This is a genomic window from Serratia sp. OS31 (assembly GCF_014164835.1).
GTDB classification, from domain to species: domain Bacteria; phylum Pseudomonadota; class Gammaproteobacteria; order Enterobacterales; family Enterobacteriaceae; genus Serratia; species Serratia liquefaciens_A.
In genome coordinates this window covers 32,803-54,818 of the sequence record NZ_JACJFQ010000027.1, presented here as the reverse complement: position 1 = coordinate 54,818, position 22,016 = coordinate 32,803, and the positions used below count along the sequence as shown (strand labels likewise).

The window sequence follows — 22,016 nt, the reverse complement described above, 5'->3', positions numbered from 1 at the left end:
CTGAATAAGTGGTTAGTCTGCGGCCTGAAGCATGAGTGGCCCCCATGTCGATTTCTGCAAACGTGATAACCTTAGTGTTATTCACCCTGTGCGTTGCTGCCGGCCAGTGGCGCAGATTTAGCATTAGTTTCAGTGGCTTTACTGACAGGCCACTTTTTATATACCGAGAAGTTTATGCATATCACCTTACGTCAATTGGAAGTTTTTACCGAAGTGCTGAAAAGCGGTTCGACCACGCAGGCCTCGGTCGTTCTGGCGTTATCGCAATCGGCGGTCAGCGCGGCGCTGGCCGATCTGGAAGGGCAATTGGGCGTGCAGTTGTTCGATCGTGTCGGCAAGCGTTTGGTTATCAATGAGCATGGGAGGTTGTTGTACCCGAAGGCGCTGGCGTTGCTTGAGCAGGCGGGGGAGATTGAGCAACTGTTCCGCCATGACGGCGGCGCGCTGCGCATCGCGGCCAGCAGCACCATCGGCAACTATATGTTGCCGGAGATGATCGCCCGTTATCGGCAAGATTTTCCCGCCACGCCGCTGGAGCTCAACGTGGGAAACAGTCAGGACGTGATCGGGGCGGTTGCGGATTTTCGGGTCGATTTAGGCCTGATCGAAGGCCCTTGCCATATGCCGGAGCTGGTCACCCAGCCCTGGCTGGAGGATGAGCTGGTGGTGTTCGCTGCGCCGGACAATCCGCTGGCGGGTCAGCCTTTGACGTTGGCGATGTTGGCCAATGCGCCGTGGATCCTGCGGGAACGCGGCTCGGGCACGCGTGAAGTGCTGGATCATCTGCTGCTGGCGCATCTGCCGCACTTTCAGCTGGTGATGGAGCTGGGGAACTCGGAAGCGATCAAGCATGCGGTGCGCCACGGCATTGGCATCAGTTGCCTGTCGCGGCGGGTGATCGGCGAACAGTTGGCCAGCGGCGTGCTGGTGGAGCTGCAGTTGCCGTTGCCGCCCTTGATGCGAACGCTTTATCTGATCCATCACCGGCAAAAGCATATCTCCAACGCGCTGCAGCGTTTTCTTGGCTACTGCACGCTTGCGTCCTAAAAATGCCTCCGTAAGCAGAAATGAAGCATAAAAATCTGCTCCCTGTCACATTAATGACAGTAAGTAAGGCCTCGAGGGCCGTTGCTAATAATTAGCCCTGAATTATGAAGCTATCTTATATCAGTGCAATGTTACTAGTTCGTCGGCGGGTATTTGTTACAATCCGCCCCTTATTTTTTTGACCAGCAGATAGGGTAAGAATGGCTCAGCAGGATATAAAAACATCGGGGCAACCAGCACCCGGATTGCGGCGCGAGCTGAAGGCGCGGCACTTAACCATGATTGCTATTGGTGGTTCTATCGGCACCGGTCTGTTTGTCGCCTCTGGCGCGACCGTTTCGCAGGCAGGCCCAGGCGGGGCGTTGCTGTCTTATGCGTTGATTGGGCTGATGGTGTACTTCTTGATGACCAGTCTGGGTGAGCTGGCGGCCTTTATGCCGGTGTCCGGTTCTTTTTCCACCTACGGCGCCAAATATGTAGAAGAAGGTTTTGGCTTCGCGCTGGGCTGGAACTACTGGTACAACTGGGCGGTGACCATCGCCGTTGACCTGGTGGCCTCGCAGCTGGTGATGACGTACTGGTTCCCGGATACTCCCGGTTGGATCTGGAGTGCGTTGTTCCTGTGCCTGATGTTCCTGTTGAATTACATTTCGGTTAAAGGCTTCGGTGAAGCGGAATACTGGTTCTCACTGATCAAGGTGACCACCGTCATCATCTTTATCGCTATCGGCGTGCTGATGATTTTCGGCATCCTCAAAGGGGGCGAGCACGCGGGGTGGCAGAACTGGACCATCGGCGACGCGCCGTTTGCCGGAGGATTCTCGGCCATGATAGGCGTGGCGATGATCGTCGGCTTCTCGTTCCAGGGCACCGAGCTTATCGGTATCGCGGCCGGCGAATCTGAAAATCCGGGCAAAAATATCCCGCGCGCGGTGCGTCAGGTGTTCTGGCGTATCCTGTTGTTCTATATCTTCGCGATCCTGATTATCAGCCTGATCATTCCCTATACCGATCCGAGCCTGCTGCGCAATGATGTGAAAGACATCAGCGTCAGCCCGTTCACCCTGGTGTTCCAGCATGCCGGTTTGCTGTCGGCGGCGGCGGTGATGAACGCGGTGATCCTGACGGCGGTATTGTCTGCCGGTAACTCCGGGATGTACGCCTCTACCCGTATGCTGTTTACTCTGGCGTCGGAAGGCAAAGCGCCGCGTATCTTCGCCAAGCTGTCGAAGGGCGGGGTGCCACGTAACGCGCTGTATGCGACGACCGTGGTTGCGGGCCTGTGCTTCCTGAGCTCGATGTTCGGTAATCAGTCGGTCTACCTGTGGCTGCTGAACACCTCGGGCATGACCGGTTTCATCGCCTGGTTGGGGATAGCCATCAGCCATTACCGCTTCCGCCGTGGTTATATGATCCAGGGGCATGACCTGAACGATTTACCGTACCGTTCCGGCTTCTTCCCGCTGGGCCCGATCTTTGCCTTTGTGCTGTGCCTGATCATCACTCTGGGTCAGAACTATCAGGCGTTCCTGCAAGACCGGATCGACTGGTACGGCGTGACCGCGACCTATATCGGCATTCCGCTGTTCCTGATCATTTGGTTCGGTTACAAGCTGACGCGCGGCACCCGTGTCGTGAAGTACAGCGAAATGGAATTCCCGAAAATGGACGTGAATTAACGTCCTATTATGAAACGCGGCGGGAGCCCGCCGCGTTATTCTTATCCCCTGACTTCCTGTTCCTTCCCTTTTGCCGTCAGCGCCTGCTGCGCCGCGCTCATCAAACTGTCAACCGATTGATAATCCTGCGTTAAAGCTAATACACCGGTATTGAGCTGCAGCGACACCTCACCGAATGCGCCAAAACCGTAGGGGGCTTCCAGCGCCGGAATGAAGCGTGCCAAAAATTCACCTTCGGAGCCGTAAGGCAGATCGTGAACCAGGATCAGAAACTGACCGCCGGTATAGCGGCAGACAAAATCACTGGGCCGGACCAGCATTTTCAGGCGTTCGCCAATGGTGCGCAGCACGTCATCACCGATCTGCACGCCGTGGCTCTGATACAACGCCGCCAGCGGGGTAAATTCGAAAATAAACAGATGGGAAAGCGGATGTGCCGTCGCCGAAGGACGACAAATATCCTGCATCACGGCCTCACCCCCTGCGCGGTTGAGGAAACCGGTCAAATGATCCTGATGGGCGGCTTGCTGTATTTCTGCGCTCAGGGTAACGCGTTCGGTCAGTTGGCGATGATAAGACGTGGTCAATCCATGGGCCAACACCAGCCACAGCGGGATGATATCCGCCAGTAAAAACAGGTTTTGCACGCGTGACAGCGGCGCGGTCAGCAAATAGGGCAGCGTCAGCACCATGATTTCCAGCAGGGCAAAACGTGGTGCTGCGGCGTGGCGTTGCATCAGCCAGAAGGCCAGTCCGGTAATCAGCAAGCCGGCAAACAAGATGAGCACCATGCGGCCAGAAAGCATGGCCATCAGGGCGACCGCGCCCACCAGTGCGCACCACAGCAGTACCGTCACCAGCATTGCGTTGGGCCAGCGGGGGGGATTGGCTCGCGCCAGCCACCAACGCCCGCCGGTCAGCAACAGCAGCAGCAGCAACAGACCCATGCCGATCGCCTGATGGCTCAGCCAGATATAGGCCAGCAGCAGCAGTGCCACGCCGGCGGCATTCCACCAAGGGGTGGTGGGAGAAGGCACCAACGTAAGCCGCATCTGGCGTTGTAATTGGGCGTCATCCGCCAGCCGCGGGCTTTGTACCAGCCAGTGCAGCAGGGCGGGTTTTTTAGGCGTTAACGCAGGTGTTCGACTTCTCATTGCAGCCTCTTTGATAAGGGCCCCACTTGCAGGCCCCAAATATCCGGTCCGGCGCAGGGCGCAGTGACCAGTCAGGATTTGGATTCTATGTGGTTTTATTGCAATTTGTCACAGCAGAGCGGGAAGGGGCGATATTTTCGGAATTGTTAACCCTGGGCACTGCGGTGAGGGTATGGCAAGAGTTTGGTTAATAACTTTATAAAATAAAGTGTTACATCTTTATATGGCAGGTAATAGCTATTGATATGATTGATAAGTATTATCGTTTGCTTTATTGTTAGCGGCTGCTTATTCCGTTCAGGCGGCCGTTTCCGCGCCGCTGTGGTCATTGTCGTAACAGGTATCCGAAATAATGAGCGTATCCACCGATCCTATGCCTGACGCCAAGGGGAAACCCGACGTCAACGCCATGGGGCGTTATCACCATATTCTCCGCCACCGTTTATTGATGATGGGGGTGTTGGCACTGGCGATTATGGGTTCGCTGCTGCTGGATTTTACCATGGGCCCATCCGGTCTTTCTTTGTCTTCCCTGTGGCAAACCCTGATTGATCCTGCGGCGGCCGACGCCGGCACGCGGGTGATCGTTTGGGATATCCGCCTGCCTTACGCCTTGATGGCGGTAGTAGTGGGCTTTGCGCTTGGCCTGGCCGGCGCAGAAATGCAGACCATCCTGAACAACCCGCTGGCCAGCCCCTTTACCCTCGGCGTCTCTTCTGCCGCGGCTTTTGGTGCGGCGCTGGCTATCGTGTTGGGGATTGGCGTTCCGGGCATTCCCGATCAATGGTTTATTTCTGCCAACGCCTTCATTTTCGCCCTGTTTGCCGCATTGATGCTGGACGGCATTACGCGTTGGACACGGGTTGCCACCTCTGGCGTGGTGCTGTTTGGCATAGCACTGGTGTTCACCTTTAACGCACTGGTTTCCATGATGCAGTTTATTGCCAGCGAAGACACGCTGCAGGGGCTGGTGTTCTGGACCATGGGCAGCCTGGCGCGTGCCTCGTGGGACAAACTGGGTATCTTGCTCGGCGTATTCGCCGTGCTGCTGCCGCTGTCGATGATGAGCTCGTGGAAGTTGACCGCGCTGCGTCTGGGGGAGGATCGTGCGGTGAGCTTCGGTATCGACGTGCGCCGTTTGCGCCTGACGACCCTGTTACGTATCAGCATTCTTTCCGCGCTGGCGGTGGCCTTTGTCGGGCCTATCGGTTTTATCGGCCTGGTAGCGCCGCACATCGCCCGAATGATCTTCGGTGAAGATCATCGATTTTATCTGCCGGCCAGCGCCTTGATTGGTGCATTGGTACTGTCGATGGCCTCAGTGGCGTCGAAAAACCTGATCCCGGGCATTATCATTCCGGTGGGCATCGTCACCTCGCTGGTGGGCGTGCCGTTCTTCCTGAGCATTATTCTGCGTCATCGGGGGAATGTATGAATCAGGGATTGCGTATTGAAGGTTTCTCCGCCGGTTATCCCAAGCGTCAGGTGATCAGTAATCTGGCGGTCCCGATGCTGCCGCGCGGGCAAATTACCGTGCTGCTGGGGCCGAACGGCAGCGGCAAGTCGACGCTGCTGAGCTCTTTGGCGGGCTTAAACCCGGCGCAGGGGCAACTGTGGCTGGACGACATTGATTTGATGCAGATGCCATTCGCCCGCCGCGCAGAAAAAGTGGTGTATCTGCCGCAGTCGTTGCCTGCCGGGGTGCATTTGCACGTGCTGGAGTCGATCATCGTGGCGCAACGCGCTTCGGGCGGCCGCAGCAACGCCGGCAGCGAAGCGGAGGTGATGGCGCTGCTGGAACAGCTCGGCATTGCCCACCTGGCGCTGAGCTACCTCGATCAGCTTTCCGGCGGGCAGAAACAGTTGGTGGGGTTGGCGCAATCGCTGATCCGCCAGCCTTCGTTGCTGCTGCTGGACGAACCCCTGAGCGCGCTCGATCTTAACTATCAGTTCCACGTGATGGATTTGGTACGCAAAGAGACGCGCAAACGCAATATCATCACGGTGGTGGTGGTGCATGACATCAATATAGCTTTGCGTCATGGCGATCACGTGCTGATGCTGCAGGATGGCGAATTGATTGCCGACGGTGCGCCGGAAGAGGTGATCACGCCGCAGAGTCTGGCGCGAGTGTATGGCGTTCGTGGGCGTATTGAGCGCTGCTCGCAGGGCACACCGCAGGTGTTGATTGATGGATTAGTGAACCAACCGTCGATTTGATCCCGGTGGATACCTAAAGACCCGGCACTTCACAGCGCCGGGTTTTTTTATTACTTCTTGTTCAGCGCCTCGGCGACGCGTTCGACGATATGCTGGCTGGTGATAATGCCGCCGGAAAGATAGACTTCAGCCGCCGGCAGATAAACTACCTGACCTTTCTTGACCGCTACGGTGTTTTTCAACGCCGTGGTAGTGAGGATCTTCTGCGGAGCTACCGCGTTCGGACGACCGGTAGCCGCATCGCGATCGATGATAAATAGCCAATCCGGGTTCAACTGAGCCACCTGCTCTGGCGACAGCTTATTGCCGCGCACATCAGGGTTCTCGCTTTGCAGTGCCGACGAGAAGCCGAGAGCGTCATAGGTAAAGCTGAAGCGGCTCTTGGGCGCGTAGGCGCTGATTTTCCCGCCGGAGAACAGTACCACCAGACCACGCCCGGCTTTGGCCACCTGCGGTTTGATCGCTGCAATCTCGGCATCCAGCTTGCCTACGGCCGCCTGAGCCTGCTGCTGTTTGTCGAACAATTCACCCAGTTGCAGAGTGCGTTGTTTCAGGCTGCCCAGTTGATCCTGCGGATCGATTGCCATATTCAACGTCGGCGCAATGCCGCTGAGTTCGGTATAGGCCTTGGAGGAACGACCGGCGATCAGGATCAGATCCGGTTTGGCGGCGCGTAGCGTGGCCATGTCCGGTTCAAACAGGGTCCCGGCATTGAGGTATTTGGCATTTTGGTACTGTTTCAGGCTGTCCGGCAGCATGGTGCGGTTGCCCGGCAGTGCCAGCGGCTCTACGCCCAGCAACTGCAATGTCTCCAGCGAAGCATAGTCCAACACCACTACGCGCTGTGGGTGCTTTTTCACTTCGGTGGTGCCGTTCAGATGTTGAAAACTGACGGTCGCAGGGGCATCCGCGGCCGGTGTGCGAACCTTGCCGTTACAGCCGGCCAGCGCGATACAGGCCAGCAGGGCGAGAACCATAGGGGAGCGGCGTAATGTCATTGTGGCTTCCTTGGGTGAGAGAAATAAAAAGGGCGCGCAGCGCGCGCCCAAAGTGGCATCAGAAGTTGTAGGTCATGCCGACGGTGTAACGGCGGCCGTCGAGTGTGGTGTTGTAGTGATCGTAATCGACGGTTTTGTCGAGGATGTTGTAGACCCCGCCGGTTACCATCAGGTTTTTATTCGCCTGGTAACTCAGGCCGGCATCGACAAAGGTGTAAGACGGCGTGCTCTTGGCCATTGAGGTGCGGCTGAGGTATTCCGATGTTTTGCTGCGGAAGTTAACGCGTGACCACAGGCTGACGTCGTTGGTGGCCTGCCAATCCAGCACGCTGTTAATCATATGTTTTGGCATCTGGTTCAGCGCCTTGCCCTGGAACTCCCCGCTTTTTTGTTCGGACGAGGTATAGGTGTAGTTGGTGTTCCACTTCCAGTCTTTATTGATCTGCCAGCCAAAGGTGGTTTCTACGCCGCGCATATTGGCTTTATCAACGTTGGTCCGGTCACTGATAAAGTCGTAGAGATCACCGCCAATGGTGCAGTCCGGCGTATCTTCACAGCGACGGACTTCGGTGATCTTGTCTTTGAAATCGGTGTTGAATACCGTCACACCCGCGTTCAGCCCCTGCTGGTTATCCCACATCACGCCGATCTCTTCGCTCAGGCTTTTCTCCGGCTGCAGATCCGGGTTACCGACGATAATGCCTTTACGTACGCCACCGCCGGTAACCTGGCCCCAGCTGGCGGAGGATTGACGCAGATCCGGGGAGCGGTAGCCGGCGGAAACGCCGCCTTTCAGCGTAAATTGTTCGGTCAGGTGCCAGACGCCGTACATGCGCGGTGTCCAGTGGTTGCCGTAGTTTTGGTCCTGATCCATACGGATGCCGCTGGTCAGGCTGAAGTCGTTGGTCATCGCCCACTCGTCTTCAGCAAACAGCGCCCAGCTCCAGCGGGTCAGTTTGTTCAGGCCATCGGCAGAGTCAAGCTGGTTGCCGCTGTCGCTGAGTTTTTCGTAACGGTACTGGCCGCCGACGTTCAGCATGTGAGCGCCTAATTCGAACTGATTCTGGGTGTTGAAGATGGTGTTATACATCTTCATGTTGCGGCCCGGGTTATTGGTCTCTTCGCGCTGAATGTAGCTGTTGGTATGGCCGAGGTCGTAATAACCGTTATGTGTCAGGGCGTAGTTGGTGCGGGTATATTTGCTTTCGCTGACCTGGTTTGGACTACATTTCCCTCTGTTGCAGCGCTCTGCGGCCACCGACTCACCCGGCGTGCTGTTACGGTCCTGCAGTGAGCGGCCCATTTCAAAGTCGAACTCGTTTTTATCATCAGGCGTCAGGCTGAATACCGCGGTGCCGCTGCGCATGCGCTGTTCGTTGAAGCCGTTGACGATTTTGTCTTCGGCGCGACGCGACAGCAGGCCGTTGACCCGCAGGCCCAGTAGGCCATCAATCAGCGGGCCGGAAGCGTAGGCGTTGGTCTGGAAAAGATCGCCGGAATTGCTGTTTTCCTGGAAGGTGGCGTCGCCGTGCAGTGAACCTTTCCATGCCTGAGTGGTGGAGGTTTTGCGGGTGATGACGTTGATCACGCCGCCCATGGCGTCGGAACCGTACAGAGAAGACATCGGGCCACGTACCACTTCGATGCGTTCAATCGCTTCCAGCGGCGGCAACCAGCCTTGTTCAATACCCGAGTTGTCACTGTTCGGGCGCGTGCCGCGCGTGTCTACGCGTTTGCCGTCGACCAGGATCAAGGTGTATTTGGAGGACATGCCGCGGATGCTGATATCGCTGCTGCTGGCACCGCCGGTCACGACGACGCCCGGCACGTCTTTCAACGCATCGGTAATGTCGCGGTAGGCTTTGTCTTCAATTTGCTGACGTGGGATGACCGAAATGGACGCTGCGGAGTCCTGGATTTTCTGCTGGAAACCGGAAGCGGTCACCACCATGGTGTCCTGAGCGTCTGGTTGCGCAGCGACGGCGCCGGCGCTGGTCAATGTAGCAATGATCAATGCGGTTAATTTGTTATAACGTGGCTTTTCCATGAGGCAAACCTTTCCTGGTCTGATGTAAATCGACAAAGTGTCGTTTTAACAGTTTGAATAATAAGTAGAAACGGGCCCCGTCGTTGCGGAGATCGTCGTTCCGTCAGTATTTCGTCAGGCCATTGTAAGGATTTTCGACAAAATGTAAACGCAAATGATAATTCGTATCATTTGTATGTGTTTAGGCGGGGAAATCATTAACCGCATGAATACAAGGGAAAAAGGGCGCAGCGAAATCTGCGCCGAGGGAAGGGGGTTAGCGTTTCTGGATGTAGGTGATAGCCAGCGCCAGTGCCAGCACCAGGCCTTTGATAATGTCCATGGCATAGTAAGGGACGGAGAGCATCACCAGGCCGTTTTGCAACACGCCAAGGATCACTGCGCCCACCAGCGTGCCGAGCGCGTTGGGTTTGCCAGAGCCGGCCAGCGAGAAGCCAATGTAAGCGGCAGCGACCGCATCCATCAGATAGCCGCCACCGGCGTTCACCTGCGAAGAGCCGATACGTGACGCCAGCAATATGCCGCCAAGCGAGGCCAGCAGGGCAGAAATGACATAGGCGGCAACCCTGTAACGTACCGTGCGAATGCCCGACAGGCGTGCAGCCTGCGGATTACCGCCAATGGCGTACATGCGGCGGCCGTGCTTGGTCAGTGACAGGAAAAGCTGCACCACTACGGTGACCGCGAGCATGATCAACACGATCACCGGCACCTGCCCGAGTGAGGAAAAGACCTCCGGGATCAGGCCTTCCGCCATATCGCCGTTCGGCAGCAGCATATTCTGGGTGATTGATCCGCCGTAGCTGTAGGTCATCGCTACTCCCTGGATCACAAACAGGCTGGCCAGCGTCGCCAGCATATCGGGGATTTTCAACACCACGATCAGAAATGCATTGAACAGGCCGACCAACATACAAATCAGCAACGTCAGCACAATCGCACCGGTGGTGCCGAAGCCGTACCAGACGAACAGTGAAACCACCAGGGCGTTGGCCAGTGAAGCAGTGGAACCGACGGAGAGATCGAAACCGCCTACCGACAGCGATATCGAGACCCCGATGGCGATCACCGTGACGATGGCGATCGAGCGCAGAATGTTGATGATATTGTTCGGATCGAGGAAGTTGTCCGACGCTATCCCGAACAGGGCAATCAGCGCGACAACGGTGAGTAACATCCCCCACTTGTAGAGAAACTCAAACAGCTGATGGCGCCAGGGTTGCGCAGTCTGCAGGGATAATTCTTTACTCACGCTGGGGTTCCTCCGGTGGAATACAGTAATAGGGTTTCTTCATCAATGTCGGCGGCATTCAGTTCCGCGACGACCCGACCATCCCACAGCACGCAGATGCGATCGCACAGGCCGACCAGCTCCGAAAACTCGCCGGAAGCATAGATAATGCCTTTGCCGTCGCGCGCCAGGCCGTCGATCAGGGTGAACAGCTCTTGTTTGGCCTTGATGTCCACCCCTTTGGTTGGTTCATCGAAAATCAGTACGTTAGCGTCACCGCGCAGCCACTTGCCAATCGCCACCTTTTGCTGGTTGCCGCCGGAAAGCCGCGCCAGCTTCTGCTGCGGGCCGGAGGCGCGAATATTGAGGCGCTGCATGATGTCTCGCGCCCAGCGCAGTTCCTGGCGACGGCTGAACAGGCTCCAGCGGGAAAAGCTGTCGTCGGCGCTGACGCTCAGGTTCATCGGGATAGCTTCGTCGATAAAAATGCCTTCTTTGCGCCGCTCTTCCGGCACCAGCGCCAGCCCTTGTTCGACGCTAAGGTGCGGAGCACGAGGAGCCCAGGGTTTCCCCAGCAGTTCACCCCGTTCAATTCGCGCCGGCGAAGCGCCAAACAGCGCCTTGCACAGTTCTGTTTTTCCCGCGCCGGCCAGCCCGGCGATGCCGAGGATTTCCCCCTGATGCAGTTGCAGGCTGACGTTGCGCAGCTTATGGCGATCGTGCAGGCCTTCGACCCGCAACAGGGGACGAGAGCCGTGCGGCGGGCGCGGGGGCGGGAAAATATCGTCCAGCCGATGGCCGAGCATTTTCTCGACGATCTGCTCGCCGTTCAGACCCTGCATGGCATCCTCACTGACATGGCGACCATCGCGCAGCACCGTCAGGCGGTCGCAAATTTCACTCAATTCATGGATTCGGTGGGAAATAAACACCACGCCGATCCCTTCGGACCGCAGGCGGCGCACCACGCGAAACAGGCGTTCGCTTTCGGCACGGTCGAGGGGGGCGGTGGGCTCATCAAGCACCAGAAAGCGGCAGCGGTGGGAGAGCGCGCGCGCCAACAGCACCTGCTGTTTTTCCGCCAGGGTGCACTCCGCCAAACGCTGGCGCAGGTTAATGGTCAAATCCAGCTGTTTCAGTAGCTGTGCCGCCTGGCGATACAACTGTGCCCAGTTAAGCAGATGGCCCGGCTCATTCAGCCAACCGAGCATGATGTTTTCCGCCACGGACAGCGTGGGGATCAACGCCACATCCACTTCCTGCTGCACCACGTGGATGCCGTGTTGCCGGGCCTGCAGCGGGGAATGAATGTCCACTTGCTGGCCGTCGATAAAGATCTCGCCGCGATAATGGTCTTGCGCGCCGGAAAGGATCGCCATCAACGTAGATTTTCCTGCGCCGTTAGCGCCGACTAGCGCGTGTGTTGAGCCGCCCAGCAAGGTGAAGTCGACGTTTTGCAGCGCGTTGAATCCGGCAAAGGCGATCGAGATATTGCGCATCTCGAGGCGTGAGGGCGTAAGGGTTGGCATAGTGTAGTTTAAAGCCGTTTAGGTGTTTAGATGGCTAAAGTAGATCTTTTGTAACACAGATTGCGATTTTCGCAACAGCCGAAATGGCATAACTGAGATGAAAAAATTCCTGGCGGGTGACGCTAGAACCCCAGGCGGTCGCGCAACGCATAATAGGCCGCTCCCAGGGCGGTGAAAGGCACGCGGAACTGGCGGCCGCCGAAAAAGGGCAGGTGCGGTAATCGGGCGAAGGCGTCAAAGCGTTCGGCATCACCGCGCAGCACTTCGGCGATCAGCTTGCCGGCCAGATGGGTGCAGGTGACGCCGTGGCCGCTGTCACCCTGCATATAATAGACATTGTTTTCCAGGCGACCGAACTGCGGCATGCGCGATAGCGTCAGCAGGAAGTTGCCGCTCCAGCGGTAATCAATCCGTAGCTGTTTCAGCTGTGGGAAGGTTTTCAGCATTTTAGGCAGGATCAACGGATCGATATCGGCGGGATCGCGGGCGCCGTAGACCACGCCGCCGCCATACAGCAACCGGTTGTCGGCGGTCAGGCGAAAGTAGTCCAGCAGGTAATTGCAGTCTTCGACGCAGAAATTATTGGGCAGCAGCGACAGCGCCATATCTTTAGACAACGGCTCGGTGGCAAGGATTTGCGAGCCGCAGGGCATGCTCAACCGGCTGAGCCGGGGCTCAAGCCGATCGCCAAGGTAGGCGTTGCCGGCAACGATCACAAAGTTGGCGCTGACCGAGCCTTGGGCGGTGTGCACCTTTGCCGGGTCCGCGTAATCAATGCGCGTGGCAGCTGACTGTTCGAACAGCCGCCCACCGTGACGGCGCACCGCGTCGGCTTCGCCCAGCGCCAGATTGAGCGGGTGCAGGTGGCCGCCGTTGCGGTCCAACAGCCCACCGACGTAACGGTCACTGGCGATCTCGCGGCGGATAGCCTGCTGATCCAGCCATTCCAATTGGTCATTGCCATAGCGCCGCCAGCGGGCCTGCTGTCGCTGCAACGCATGGCTTTGTTTAGGGTTCAAGGCGGCGAAGATACCGCCGTGGCGGTAGTCACAGGCGATGGCGTATTGATCGATGCGCTTGCGAATAATCTCTGCGCCTTCGAACATCATGCTGCCGAGCATGGCGGCGGTGTCAGCGCCATAACGCGCTTCAATCACATCGATATCGCGGCTGTAAGAGTTGACTACCTGCCCGCCGTTACGGCCGCTGGCACCCCAGCCGATACGCGCGGCCTCCAGCAGCACCACGTCAAAACCGGCTTCGACCAGATGCAACGCCGACGACAGGCCGGTGAACCCCCCACCAATAATGCAGACGTCACAGCGGATATTCTCGTTCAGCGTTGGGTAGGGCGCGAACGGGTTGGCGGTAGCGGCATAATAACTGGCAACGTGTTCCGTCATGGGGCCTCCGCCTGAAAAGGTCAGAAGGTAGTCGGGGTATGTGCGCTGACGATACGGCAGACGCGCGCCGAGGTATTACTGAAGCTGTGCGGAATGCCGGTGTTGATGGTATAGCTTTGGCCGGCGGTCAGGCAATGGGTCTGGCCGTTGATCGTCAGCATGATCTCGCCTTCGAGCAGGGTGCCGATCTCTTCGCCCTGGTGCTTGATTTTTTCGCCGGTGGTGGTGCCGGGCTGATAGGTTTCCAGCATCATCGCCAGATTGCGCGTTGGGCTGCCGTTATGCACCAGCTTCATCGACACCCCCTGGCTGCCAATCTCGATCAGATCCTCGGCTTCTATGACCACTTTGGGCTCATTGGCGGCTTCAGGTTCGGCAAAGAAGGCAGACAGCGACAGCCCATAAACTTTCAGCAGCTTTTGCAGCGTACTGATAGCCGGACTGACTTTGTCCTGTTCAATGGTGCTGATTGCGCTGTGGGTTAACCCGGACAGTTCGGCGACCCGGCGCTGCGACAAACCCAATTGCAGACGGATCTGTGACAGGCGCTTACCCGGCGCCAAGCTGACTTCGCTCATAGCGGTACTTCCTTCTGGTAGGGACGACAGGCAAAAGTGAAGATCGGTGTCAGGTGCCTGCCTGAGTGATATCGGCACAGCATGATATCGGTAGTTGTAACGGAATTGGAAAATATATTGCCCATAACTCCCCCCGTTCTGGCGGACGAAATTCTGCACGTAAAAAGAGTGTTAACGCCTTTTCGGTCAATATTTTATCAATTTAGCAGCCGGTGGCGAATAATCAAACAGGATTGTAACATTTGCAAACCATTTGTGTTAAGGCTATGTTTCATATTATGGATGTTATTTTGAGCGCCCCTGGTGGCGCAGTCTACAGAGAAATCAGACCATGTGTTGAACCTATCGGCAGGCGCGCGCAGTGGCGCTCTCAGAGCATAATGGCGGGTGATGTATGCAAACCAATATCGCAGCAGTTGAAAATTTTGCACAGCATAATGAAGAGAGGCGAAGTAGCGCGTTCCAACGTGAAGTTGTTCACTATTTGGAACGCCATCCCTCAACGCAGTATATCGACATCCTTCTCACTGATCTGAATGGTTCCTTCCGCGGTAAACGAATTCCCGTCTCCGGACTGAAAAAATTGGAAAAAGGCTGCTACTTCCCCGCCTCGGTATTCGCTATGGATATTTTGGGCAACGTGGTGGAAGAGGCGGGCCTGGGCCAGGAACTGGGCGAACCGGACCGCGTGTGCATGCCGGTGGCCGGCACGTTGACGCCGTCAGCGGCGGATCCGGACAATATCGGTCAGGTGTTGCTGACCATGCTGGATGAAGATGGTACTCCCTTTGACGTTGAACCCCGTAATGTCCTGAATCGAGTTTGGCAGGCATTGCGCCAGCGCGGCATGTTCCCGGTGGTAGCGGTAGAGTTGGAGTTCTATCTCATTGATCGACAGCGAGACTCTGAGGGGTACTTGCAACCGCCCTGTGCGCCCGGCACCCAGGAGCGCAATATGCAGAGCCAGGTTTACTCGCTGGACAATTTGAATCATTTCGCCGAGGTGCTTAACGACATCGACACCCTGGCGCAAATGCAGGGTTTGCCGGCGGACGGTGCGGTGGCGGAGGCGTCACCCGGCCAGTTCGAGGTGAATCTGCAGCATACCGATAACGTACTGCTGGCCTGCGATCACGCGCTGTCGTTGAAACGCCTGGTACGGCTGGTGGCGGAAAATCATCACCTGCACGCCACCTTTATGGCAAAGCCCTATGAGGAATACGCCGGCAGCGGCATGCATGTGCATATCAGCATGCTGGACGGCAACGGCAATAATTTGTTCGCACAGCCCGACGGCGAAGACTCAGCGTTGTTGCACCGTGCGCTGGCAGGGATGATCACCTTGATGCCGGCCTCGATGGCGCTACTGGCTCCCAATGTGAATGCCTTTCGCCGCTTCCAGCCGGGCATGTATGTGCCCACTCAGGCGTCCTGGGGCCACAACAATCGCACCGTGGCGCTGCGCATTCCCTGCGGTGAGCCGGAGAATCATCGGGTGGAATACCGCGTGGCGGGAGCCGATGCCAATCCTTATCTGGTAGTGGCGGCGATCCTGTCAGGCATTCTTTACGGGCTGGACAACGAATTACCGCTGCCTGAGCCGGTGACCGGTAACGGGCTTGAACAAGAAGGGCTGCCGTTTCCGATCCGCCAAAGCGACGCGCTGTACGAGTTTGAGCATCAGCAAGCTTTGACGCAGTATCTGGGCGAACGTTTTGCCCACGTTTACCATGCCTGCAAGATGGATGAACTGATGCAATTTGAGCGGCTGGTGACCGAAACCGAGATTGATTGGATGTTGAAAAATGCCTGAAGGGGCGTAAAATGTGCGTCAATAACTTGATATGCGATAGAAAGATAGCGGATTAATTCACCTGTAAGGGTTGTTTTCCGAACGATCGCGAAAAGAATTTGTTTCAGAGGCCTTCCTGATCTTGTCATCAGGAGGGTTTTTGGTGCAAAATATCCCTAATGCAGATAGCCGACGTTTTAACGCGTCGGTTATTTTTTTTGCATTTTATGTTCTACAAACTGTGCGTTTCATACACCAAGCGAGGCCGGACACCGATCCGGATAGATAAATAGTTTCGTGCGCGATCAAACAAAACTTTATGGTCGTGACTCATGAGGATAAGAAAGATGGGGCAATTTTTCACTTTAGCACCGGTGCCCGCCGGTTTCCGCTGCGGTCGCAGCGATTATGGAGCAGCCAAGGCCGCCTTGACTCGTTATCCAGCTTCCAATCCCCTTCTTTTTGAATTCAGTCGCAAGTTGCGAAGTTTCCCCGCAACCTTAAGTCTTGGCGTGTCTATATTCCGCAAGGCAGAAGGTAAGGGGGGGCTGCGCAATGTCCGATAACATCATCAGCGCCGCACCGGCTCAACGCGCACAGCTGCGTAAAACCCTGACTTTAGTTCCGGTAGTGATGATGGGCCTGGCTTACCTGCAGCCAATGACCATCTTCGATACCTTTGGCATCGTTTCCGGCCTGACCGATGGTCACGTCGCGACGGCGTACGCCTTTGCTCTGCTGGCGGTTCTGTTTACCGCATTGAGCTACGGCAAACTGGTACGGAAATTCCCGTCCGCCGGTTCTGCCTACACCTATGCCCAGAAGGCCATCAGCCCGCACGTCGGCTTTATGGTGGGTTGGTCGTCACTGCTGGACTACCTGTTCATGCCGATGATCAACATTCTGTTGGCAAAAATTTACCTGGAAGCCATTTTCCCGGGCGTGCCTTCGTGGATCTTCGTGGCGGCGCTGGTCGCGCTGATGACGATTTTCAACCTGCGTGGCATCAAACTGGTGGCGAACCTGAACTCCATTATCGTGGTGGTGCAGGTGGCGATCATGATCGTGTTCCTGTTCCTGGTGGTGAATGGCATTTCGCATGGCGAGGGTGCAGGCACGCTGATCAGCAGCCGCCCGTTCTGGTCTGAGAATGCGCACGTGGTGCCGATGATTACCGGCGCGACCATTTTGTGCTTCTCGTTCCTCGGTTTTGACGGCATCAGTTCGCTGTCTGAGGAAACCAAAGATGCAGAGAATGTGATCCCGAAAGCTATCTTCCTGACGGCGTTGATCGGCGGCATCATCTTTATCGTGGTGTCTTACTTCGTGCAGCTGTACTTCCCGGATATCTCACGCTTCAAAGATCCTGATGCGTCCCAGCCGGAAATCATGCTGTACGTGGCCGGCAAGTTCTTCCAGTCGGTGATCCTGGTGTTCTCCTGCGTCACCGTACTGGCTTCAGGCATGGCGTCGCACGCCGGTGTTTCACGCCTGATGTACGTGATGGGTCGTGACGGCGTTTTCCCGGAGCGCTTCTTCGGTTATGTGCATCCGAAATGGCGTACTCCAGCGCTGAACGTGCTGTTGGTCGGCGTGATTGCGCTGTCTGCGGTATCGTTTGACCTGGTGACGGCGACGGCGTTGATTAACTTCGGTGCGCTGGTGGCGTTTACCTTCGTGAACCTGTCGGTGATCTCGCAGTTCTATATCCGCGACAAGCTGAACCGTACCGTTAAAGATACCTTCAACTACCTGATCCTGCCGATATTGGGGGCGCTAACCGTTGGCGCACTGTGGATCAATCTGGAAGCCAGCTCAATGACGCTGGGTCTGGTGTGGGCGGCGATTGGTCTGATTTACCTGGCCTTCGTGACGCGCAGCTTCCGTCTGCCGGTACCGCAGGCTAGCGAAGACGTGGCGTAAGCCTTTATCGCTAAGCATTAAAAAGGGCGCCTTGGCGCCCTTTGTCGTTTTTGTTAACCCACCAATTGTTTACCGTATTCAAACAGCGCCTTCAGCAGCGCAGTCTTTTCTTTGTCGCCTTCATGCAGGTTGTACAACGATTCCAGTTGCAGCACGTAGCTCTGTACTCGCTCGGCGCTTAAGGCTTCCTGGCGGTGCTGTAACCAGCGGCGTTGCTCGGCGTCGTCCAACGTATTGGGGTAGTTGCGGGCACGAAAACGGAACAACAGTTCCTTCATGCGCCCATCGCTGAAAGTCAGATCCAGTGCCGGCAGGTTCTGCGGCTTGGTTTGCTGGATGATTTTCATCGCAGCCTTGTCGGCATCGCTGAAGAAACCATCATACAGCCGGGCGTCGACGTCGTCAGAGCCTTTGAAAGGTTCGGCTTCGGCGAACAACGCCACCACTTTTTCACGCACCTCCGGGTGCTGGCGCAGCAGCTGCAAGTTTTGCAGGCAGGCCTGGCGGTCGATCCCCAGTCGCTCGGCGTTTTCCGGCAACAGGGTCTTGGCCGGCGCCAGCACCGGACACTTGTTGATATGCACCAGTTTGATCGGTACCGGTGATTGTTCGGGCGCCAGATCGTCCCGGCGGGTATACAGCCGCTCACGCAGCTCGTCGGCGCTCAGCGTCAGCAGGGGCGTCATGTCACCGGCCAAATCGCACATGATGACGGCGTTCTTGTTGTCCGGATGCCAGGCCAGTGGCGATACCCAACTGGTGTTGCCGCGCGCGGCACCGAACATACCGGAAACGTGCACCAATGGCGTCATCTCTGCGATGTCGATCAGGGCGTTCAGCTTATGTTTGTTGCGGTGTTGCAGCAGGAAGTCAAACAGTCGCGGTTGTGCCTGCTTGACCAGTTTGGCCATGGCGATAGTGGCGTAAACGTCCGACATGGCGTCATGGGCGTGTTCATGCTCGACGCCGTTGGCGCGAGTCAGGTGTTCCAGACGGAAGCTGGGGAAACCCTCTTCGTTTTCTGGCCAGACGATGCCGTCCGGGCGCAGCGCATAACAGGCGCGCATCACATCAAGCAGATCCCAACGCGAGTTACCGTTTTGCCAACTGTAGGCGTAGGGATCGTAGAAGCTGCGGTAGAAAATATTACGGCTGACTTCGTCATCGAAGCGGATGTTGTTGTAACCGAGAATGCAGGTGCCGGGTACGCTGAACGCCTGATGGATCTGGCGCGCAAATTCGGCCTCGTTGACGCCTTTGGCTAACGCCAGCTGCGGCGTGATACCGGTAATCATCACCGCTTCAGGATCGGGCAAGTAGTCATCGGCCGGGGTGCAGTAGATGACCAACGGCTCTTCGATAATGTTGAAGTCCATATCGGTACGCACGCCGGCAAACTGCGCCGGGCGATCCAGGGAGGGACTTTTACCGAAGGTCTCGTAGTCGTGAATATAAAATGTGGCCGGTGCCTTGCTGCTCAAATTCGCATCTCTCACGTGGCGTAGGGAATATCCCTCTATTGTAACGGCGAGATGTGTGATGCCAAGCAGTCGTTAGCGTTAATCGCCGAAATGCGTGGGATTACGCACTGCGGTAGTAGTTCAGGCGCAGCTGAAAGTAGGGGCGTAAGTGATCGGGCACCTGTTTTTCGGCGTGGGTGCCGCTGTCGGCGGAAATACCATAACGCTCGTTATAAATCACGCTGAGTGCGAGTAGGTCGGTTTCAATTTTTTCACGTTCTGCTTGCGGTAAGCTGTCCAGCTTTCGCCCCATATGATTCTCCCTGTGAGTGTAAGGGCATCATAGGATCGTTGACCTGACTTGTCCCTACCCCATTCAGGGGGGAGTCTCAAGAAGTAGGTGTCCGTGCCTGTAAGGCGTGGCCTGGTGCTGCAGTCCCCTGATAATGCTGAGAGTATTTAGCCGTGAATTCCTGCTGATTTTGTGTCTGGGCGCGATCAAACACTTTATGGGCCGATAATACACCGCCAATTACCGCCAGCCAGAAGAGGCTGCACAGAACCAGGACGCCCAACCAGACTTTTTGGTTATAGCTCATAAAAAACTCCGGATGATAAAAGGGAATAACATTTACCAGAGAATTAAATCAGAGTTTATATCAATGCTCTGTCAACGGCGGTGTTTATTATGGTTTCTTTCTTATTAATGTGTTACCAAATGCCGCAGCCATGTTTCAAAATATTCCTTAAGATAGTATTAAGAAAAGATAAGTTTGTGCCACTGAGTTTTATTTAATATCCGTTTAATTATCCCCACATACAATCAGCAGCATTCAATACCAATGTGGGTGCGCATTATGAAAACTCTGCTGTTAACCGGCGCTACCGGCTTTCTCGGTGGTGCAGTGCTTGAAAAATTACTGAAAGAAAATCAGTCGATTAACTATCTTCTGTTAGTGCGGGCTGATAATGCACAGCAGGGACTTGACCGTATTCGGATGAATATGGAGAAGTTTAATGTTGATGCCAGCTTATTCTCTAAAATCACGATGGAAAATATATTGTTGGGCGATTTAGGTGAGCCGGCTGGTTTTTTATCGGACACACGCATTAACAATGTAACGCACGTTATCAATTGTGCTGCCGTCGCGTCGTTTGGCAATAACCCGCTTATTTGGAAGGTAAACGTGGAGGGCACGTTGGCCTTCGCGAAAAGAATGGCGCAGGTGTCTGGATTAAAACGCTTCCTACATGTGGGGACGGCAATGTCCTGCACGCCGGAGCCGGGTTCACTGGTCGCGGAGAGCGGTGAGTTTGAAGAAACAGCCGAGCATTTGGTGGAATATACCCGTTCCAAATCCACCATCGAACAGTTAATGCGTCAGCAGTGCCCGCAATTGCCGCTGGTGATTGCCCGTCCTTCCATTGTGGTGGGGCACACTCGCTTGGGCTGCCAGCCTTCCAGCAGCATTTTCTGGGTATTCAGCATGGCGCTGATGCTGCGCAAGTTTATGTGCTCGCTGCAGGACAATATCGATGTGATCCCGGTTGATTACTGTGCCGATGCAATGGTGATGTTGTTGAACAGCGAGACGCTGGATAACGACGTTTACCATATCTCCGCCGGTGAAGAGAGCAGCGTCAGCTTCGCGGATATCGATCGCGCCATTGCCGCCGCACTGGAGAAACCTCCGCTCGGCGATCATTATGCGCAGGTCAGTTACGAAGCCCTGTTAAAAATGCGCAAGCAGCTCAAAGATATTTTCGGGCCGTGCAATGAACGCCTGATGCTGAAAGCGATGCGCCTGTATGGATCTTTCGCCATGCTCAACGTGCGCTTCAGTAATGATAAAATTCTTAAGCTGGGCATGCCGAAACCGCCGCGTTTTACTGACTATATCGCCTGTTGCGTACAGTCTACCCGGGGCCTGTCCATTCAGCAGCAGATGGTGGTGGATTTCAAATAACAGCACGGCGCCGATCAGCGGCGCCTGCTGCATCCTCGCACTACCAGGACGAAGACGACCAGAAAACGCGCCCCAGCACCACCAGTTGGTCTTTGCGTTGCGGGTAGCTCAGGTGTTCGTCCTGGTATTCTTCTCTGTTCAACGAGCGAATGGTGACGCCACCGTCGGGCTGTTCGATCAGCACTTTTACCCGTAGCAAATTACCGTGGCGAATTGCGTAGGTTTTCCCTTCTCGGATACGAGTGTCATCGGTATTGATCCCCACCACGTCACCGTCTTGCAGCCGGGGCTCCATGCTGGATCCTGAAATGCGGATGATCCGCGCGGCATTCACCGCCACCCCCATCTTGTGCAGGTAGTAGCGACGGAAAATCAGCGAAAACTCTTCACGATCGACGATTTCATAACAGCCATCGCCGGCAGAAAAATTGATATCCAGCAGGGGGATTTCCACAAACTCTTCCTTGTCCTGTTCGGTATCCTCCCAGACCACCGGCTTCAGGCGGGCGGGTTGAAAATCCGACTCCGCCGCCACGTTATCGAACGGGCGCACCAACTCTTTTTCATGGAACACGTCGAACCAGCCCTTGGGCAGGTTCAGTTTGGCCTCGATGCGCCTGGCGAGATTATCGCCCAGGTTACGGGAGGACTTTTCACCGCTGATTTGGCTTAGCGTGGGCGAAGAGGACTCAACCAGCACCGCAAAATCGTTCTGGTTGATACCCTGTCGGGCGTAGCTAGCCATCAGCTCGCGCAAATTATTGCGTCTTATTTCTTTGGTTTCCATTGCCGGATGATCGCATTCTTTAGCAAAAAGGTAAATATCGTTTTTGCTAAATTTAGCTTGCTTTAAATTTAGCAATTAGCTAAATATTGACGGGTGGACAAGGTCCATGAAGGAATTGTAGGGCGCTGCAAGTCGCGCCAGTATGAGCCAGGGCGAATATACTCGCCCTCTACAGTGGTTGGATTACACAGGTTTAACCCA

19 protein-coding genes are annotated in these 22,016 nt (G+C 55.9%); 8 read left to right on the top strand and 11 right to left on the bottom strand.

Features of this window, described 5'->3' with window-relative positions; translation table 11 throughout:
• Positions 1-174: 174 nt before the first annotated feature.
• Both yieE and H5P17_RS19820 read left to right on the top strand, forming a co-directional pair.
• Entirely contained in the window at positions 175-1,047 is an 873-nt protein-coding gene (gene yieE, locus H5P17_RS19825; protein ID WP_044552512.1) for a DNA-binding transcriptional regulator YeiE, read from the top strand.
• Positions 1,048-1,247: 200 nt separating this feature from the next.
• A complete protein-coding gene (locus H5P17_RS19820; RefSeq protein WP_041414759.1) occupies positions 1,248-2,726 on the top strand; it encodes an amino acid permease in 1,479 nt (492 codons plus the stop codon).
• Positions 2,727-2,767: 41 nt separating this feature from the next.
• Here H5P17_RS19820 and H5P17_RS19815 read toward each other — a convergent pair whose 3' ends face one another.
• The gene (locus H5P17_RS19815) at positions 2,768-3,880 is read right to left on the bottom strand and encodes a GGDEF domain-containing protein (RefSeq protein WP_182824790.1); all 1,113 of its coding nucleotides are present in this window, start codon (positions 3,878-3,880) and stop codon (positions 2,768-2,770) included.
• 352 nt (positions 3,881-4,232) lie between these two features.
• On the opposite strand from H5P17_RS19815, the gene H5P17_RS19810 reads away from it, so the two are divergent.
• Entirely contained in the window at positions 4,233-5,315 is a 1,083-nt protein-coding gene (locus tag H5P17_RS19810; RefSeq protein ID WP_044552502.1) for an iron ABC transporter permease, read from the top strand.
• The gene (locus H5P17_RS19805; protein WP_182824789.1) at positions 5,312-6,100 is read left to right on the top strand and encodes an ABC transporter ATP-binding protein; all 789 of its coding nucleotides are present in this window, start codon (positions 5,312-5,314) and stop codon (positions 6,098-6,100) included. The genes H5P17_RS19810 and H5P17_RS19805 overlap by 4 nt, the downstream gene beginning before the upstream one ends.
• 50 nt (positions 6,101-6,150) lie before the next feature.
• Here H5P17_RS19805 and H5P17_RS19800 read toward each other — a convergent pair whose 3' ends face one another.
• The 6 genes from H5P17_RS19800 to puuR form a co-directional block, all read right to left on the bottom strand.
• On the bottom strand, positions 6,151-7,098 hold the full coding sequence (locus tag H5P17_RS19800; RefSeq protein ID WP_182824787.1) for a siderophore ABC transporter substrate-binding protein: 948 nt from the start codon (positions 7,096-7,098) through the stop codon (positions 6,151-6,153).
• 58 nt (positions 7,099-7,156) lie between these two features.
• On the bottom strand, positions 7,157-9,145 hold the full coding sequence (locus tag H5P17_RS19795; protein ID WP_044552497.1) for a ligand-gated channel protein: 1,989 nt from the start codon (positions 9,143-9,145) through the stop codon (positions 7,157-7,159).
• 256 nt (positions 9,146-9,401) lie between these two features.
• Positions 9,402-10,397 carry an ABC transporter permease gene (locus H5P17_RS19790; protein WP_044552496.1) on the bottom strand — a complete coding sequence of 332 codons (996 nt, stop codon included), beginning with the start codon at positions 10,395-10,397 and terminating at the stop codon, positions 9,402-9,404.
• Entirely contained in the window at positions 10,394-11,905 is a 1,512-nt protein-coding gene (locus H5P17_RS19785; RefSeq protein WP_182824785.1) for a sugar ABC transporter ATP-binding protein, read from the bottom strand. The genes H5P17_RS19790 and H5P17_RS19785 overlap by 4 nt, the downstream gene beginning before the upstream one ends.
• 122 nt (positions 11,906-12,027) lie before the next feature.
• Positions 12,028-13,308, bottom strand: coding sequence for an FAD-binding oxidoreductase (locus H5P17_RS19780; RefSeq protein WP_182824783.1), 1,281 nt, complete (start codon positions 13,306-13,308; stop codon positions 12,028-12,030).
• 20 nt (positions 13,309-13,328) lie between these two features.
• The gene (gene puuR / locus H5P17_RS19775; protein WP_182824781.1) at positions 13,329-13,886 is read right to left on the bottom strand and encodes an HTH-type transcriptional regulator PuuR; all 558 of its coding nucleotides are present in this window, start codon (positions 13,884-13,886) and stop codon (positions 13,329-13,331) included.
• A gap of 394 nt (positions 13,887-14,280) precedes the next feature.
• On the opposite strand from puuR, the gene H5P17_RS19770 reads away from it, so the two are divergent.
• The 3 genes from H5P17_RS19770 to H5P17_RS19760 all read left to right on the top strand — a co-directional run bounded on the left by H5P17_RS19770 (position 14,281) and on the right by H5P17_RS19760 (position 17,601).
• The gene (locus H5P17_RS19770) at positions 14,281-15,699 is read left to right on the top strand and encodes a glutamine synthetase family protein (RefSeq protein WP_182824780.1); all 1,419 of its coding nucleotides are present in this window, start codon (positions 14,281-14,283) and stop codon (positions 15,697-15,699) included.
• A gap of 326 nt (positions 15,700-16,025) precedes the next feature.
• Complete coding sequence (locus H5P17_RS19765; RefSeq protein ID WP_071827041.1) at positions 16,026-16,244, top strand: hypothetical protein; 219 nt, start codon at positions 16,026-16,028, stop codon at positions 16,242-16,244.
• On the top strand, positions 16,234-17,601 hold the full coding sequence (locus H5P17_RS19760; protein ID WP_044552489.1) for an APC family permease: 1,368 nt from the start codon (positions 16,234-16,236) through the stop codon (positions 17,599-17,601). The genes H5P17_RS19765 and H5P17_RS19760 overlap by 11 nt, the downstream gene beginning before the upstream one ends.
• Before the next feature lie 53 nt (positions 17,602-17,654).
• On the opposite strand, the gene sbcB is transcribed toward H5P17_RS19760, so the two are convergent.
• The 3 genes from sbcB to H5P17_RS19745 form a co-directional block, all read right to left on the bottom strand.
• Positions 17,655-19,082, bottom strand: coding sequence for an exodeoxyribonuclease I (gene sbcB / locus H5P17_RS19755; RefSeq protein WP_182824778.1), 1,428 nt, complete (start codon positions 19,080-19,082; stop codon positions 17,655-17,657).
• A 100-nt stretch (positions 19,083-19,182) separates the two neighbouring features.
• Positions 19,183-19,374, bottom strand: coding sequence for a DNA polymerase III subunit theta (locus H5P17_RS19750; RefSeq protein ID WP_182824776.1), 192 nt, complete (start codon positions 19,372-19,374; stop codon positions 19,183-19,185).
• A 76-nt stretch (positions 19,375-19,450) separates the two neighbouring features.
• Positions 19,451-19,660 (bottom strand): hypothetical protein, encoded by a 210-nt coding sequence (locus H5P17_RS19745; RefSeq protein WP_182824774.1) that lies wholly within the window; start codon positions 19,658-19,660, stop codon positions 19,451-19,453.
• A gap of 258 nt (positions 19,661-19,918) precedes the next feature.
• Between H5P17_RS19745 and H5P17_RS19740 the strand changes: the two genes are divergently transcribed.
• Entirely contained in the window at positions 19,919-21,028 is a 1,110-nt protein-coding gene (locus H5P17_RS19740) for an SDR family oxidoreductase (RefSeq protein WP_182824772.1), read from the top strand.
• 40 nt (positions 21,029-21,068) lie between these two features.
• Here H5P17_RS19740 and H5P17_RS19735 read toward each other — a convergent pair whose 3' ends face one another.
• Positions 21,069-21,815 (bottom strand): helix-turn-helix transcriptional regulator, encoded by a 747-nt coding sequence (locus tag H5P17_RS19735; protein WP_020827740.1) that lies wholly within the window; start codon positions 21,813-21,815, stop codon positions 21,069-21,071.
• Positions 21,816-22,016 lie beyond the last annotated feature (201 nt).

Excerpts from the sequence above, each read along its gene's own strand:
- H5P17_RS19820 (WP_041414759.1), top strand. The coding sequence starts at position 1,248 with ATGGCTCAGCAGGATATAAAAACATCGGGGCAACCAGCACCCGGATTG.
- H5P17_RS19750 (WP_182824776.1), bottom strand. The coding sequence starts at position 19,374 with ATGGGGCGAAAGCTGGACAGCTTACCGCAAGCAGAACGTGAAAAAATT.
- H5P17_RS19800 (WP_182824787.1), bottom strand. The coding sequence starts at position 7,098 with ATGACATTACGCCGCTCCCCTATGGTTCTCGCCCTGCTGGCCTGTATC.
- H5P17_RS19770 (WP_182824780.1), top strand. The coding sequence starts at position 14,281 with ATGCAAACCAATATCGCAGCAGTTGAAAATTTTGCACAGCATAATGAA.
- H5P17_RS19765 (WP_071827041.1), top strand. The coding sequence starts at position 16,026 with ATGGGGCAATTTTTCACTTTAGCACCGGTGCCCGCCGGTTTCCGCTGC.
- H5P17_RS19780 (WP_182824783.1), bottom strand. The coding sequence starts at position 13,308 with ATGACGGAACACGTTGCCAGTTATTATGCCGCTACCGCCAACCCGTTC.
- H5P17_RS19795 (WP_044552497.1), bottom strand. The coding sequence starts at position 9,145 with ATGGAAAAGCCACGTTATAACAAATTAACCGCATTGATCATTGCTACA.
- H5P17_RS19745 (WP_182824774.1), bottom strand. The coding sequence starts at position 19,660 with ATGAGCTATAACCAAAAAGTCTGGTTGGGCGTCCTGGTTCTGTGCAGC.
- H5P17_RS19815 (WP_182824790.1), bottom strand. The coding sequence starts at position 3,880 with ATGAGAAGTCGAACACCTGCGTTAACGCCTAAAAAACCCGCCCTGCTG.
- H5P17_RS19760 (WP_044552489.1), top strand. The coding sequence starts at position 16,234 with ATGTCCGATAACATCATCAGCGCCGCACCGGCTCAACGCGCACAGCTG.
- H5P17_RS19805 (WP_182824789.1), top strand. The coding sequence starts at position 5,312 with ATGAATCAGGGATTGCGTATTGAAGGTTTCTCCGCCGGTTATCCCAAG.
- H5P17_RS19785 (WP_182824785.1), bottom strand. The coding sequence starts at position 11,905 with ATGCCAACCCTTACGCCCTCACGCCTCGAGATGCGCAATATCTCGATC.
- yieE (WP_044552512.1), top strand. The coding sequence starts at position 175 with ATGCATATCACCTTACGTCAATTGGAAGTTTTTACCGAAGTGCTGAAA.
- H5P17_RS19735 (WP_020827740.1), bottom strand. The coding sequence starts at position 21,815 with ATGGAAACCAAAGAAATAAGACGCAATAATTTGCGCGAGCTGATGGCT.
- H5P17_RS19740 (WP_182824772.1), top strand. The coding sequence starts at position 19,919 with ATGAAAACTCTGCTGTTAACCGGCGCTACCGGCTTTCTCGGTGGTGCA.
- H5P17_RS19810 (WP_044552502.1), top strand. The coding sequence starts at position 4,233 with ATGAGCGTATCCACCGATCCTATGCCTGACGCCAAGGGGAAACCCGAC.
- puuR (WP_182824781.1), bottom strand. The coding sequence starts at position 13,886 with ATGAGCGAAGTCAGCTTGGCGCCGGGTAAGCGCCTGTCACAGATCCGT.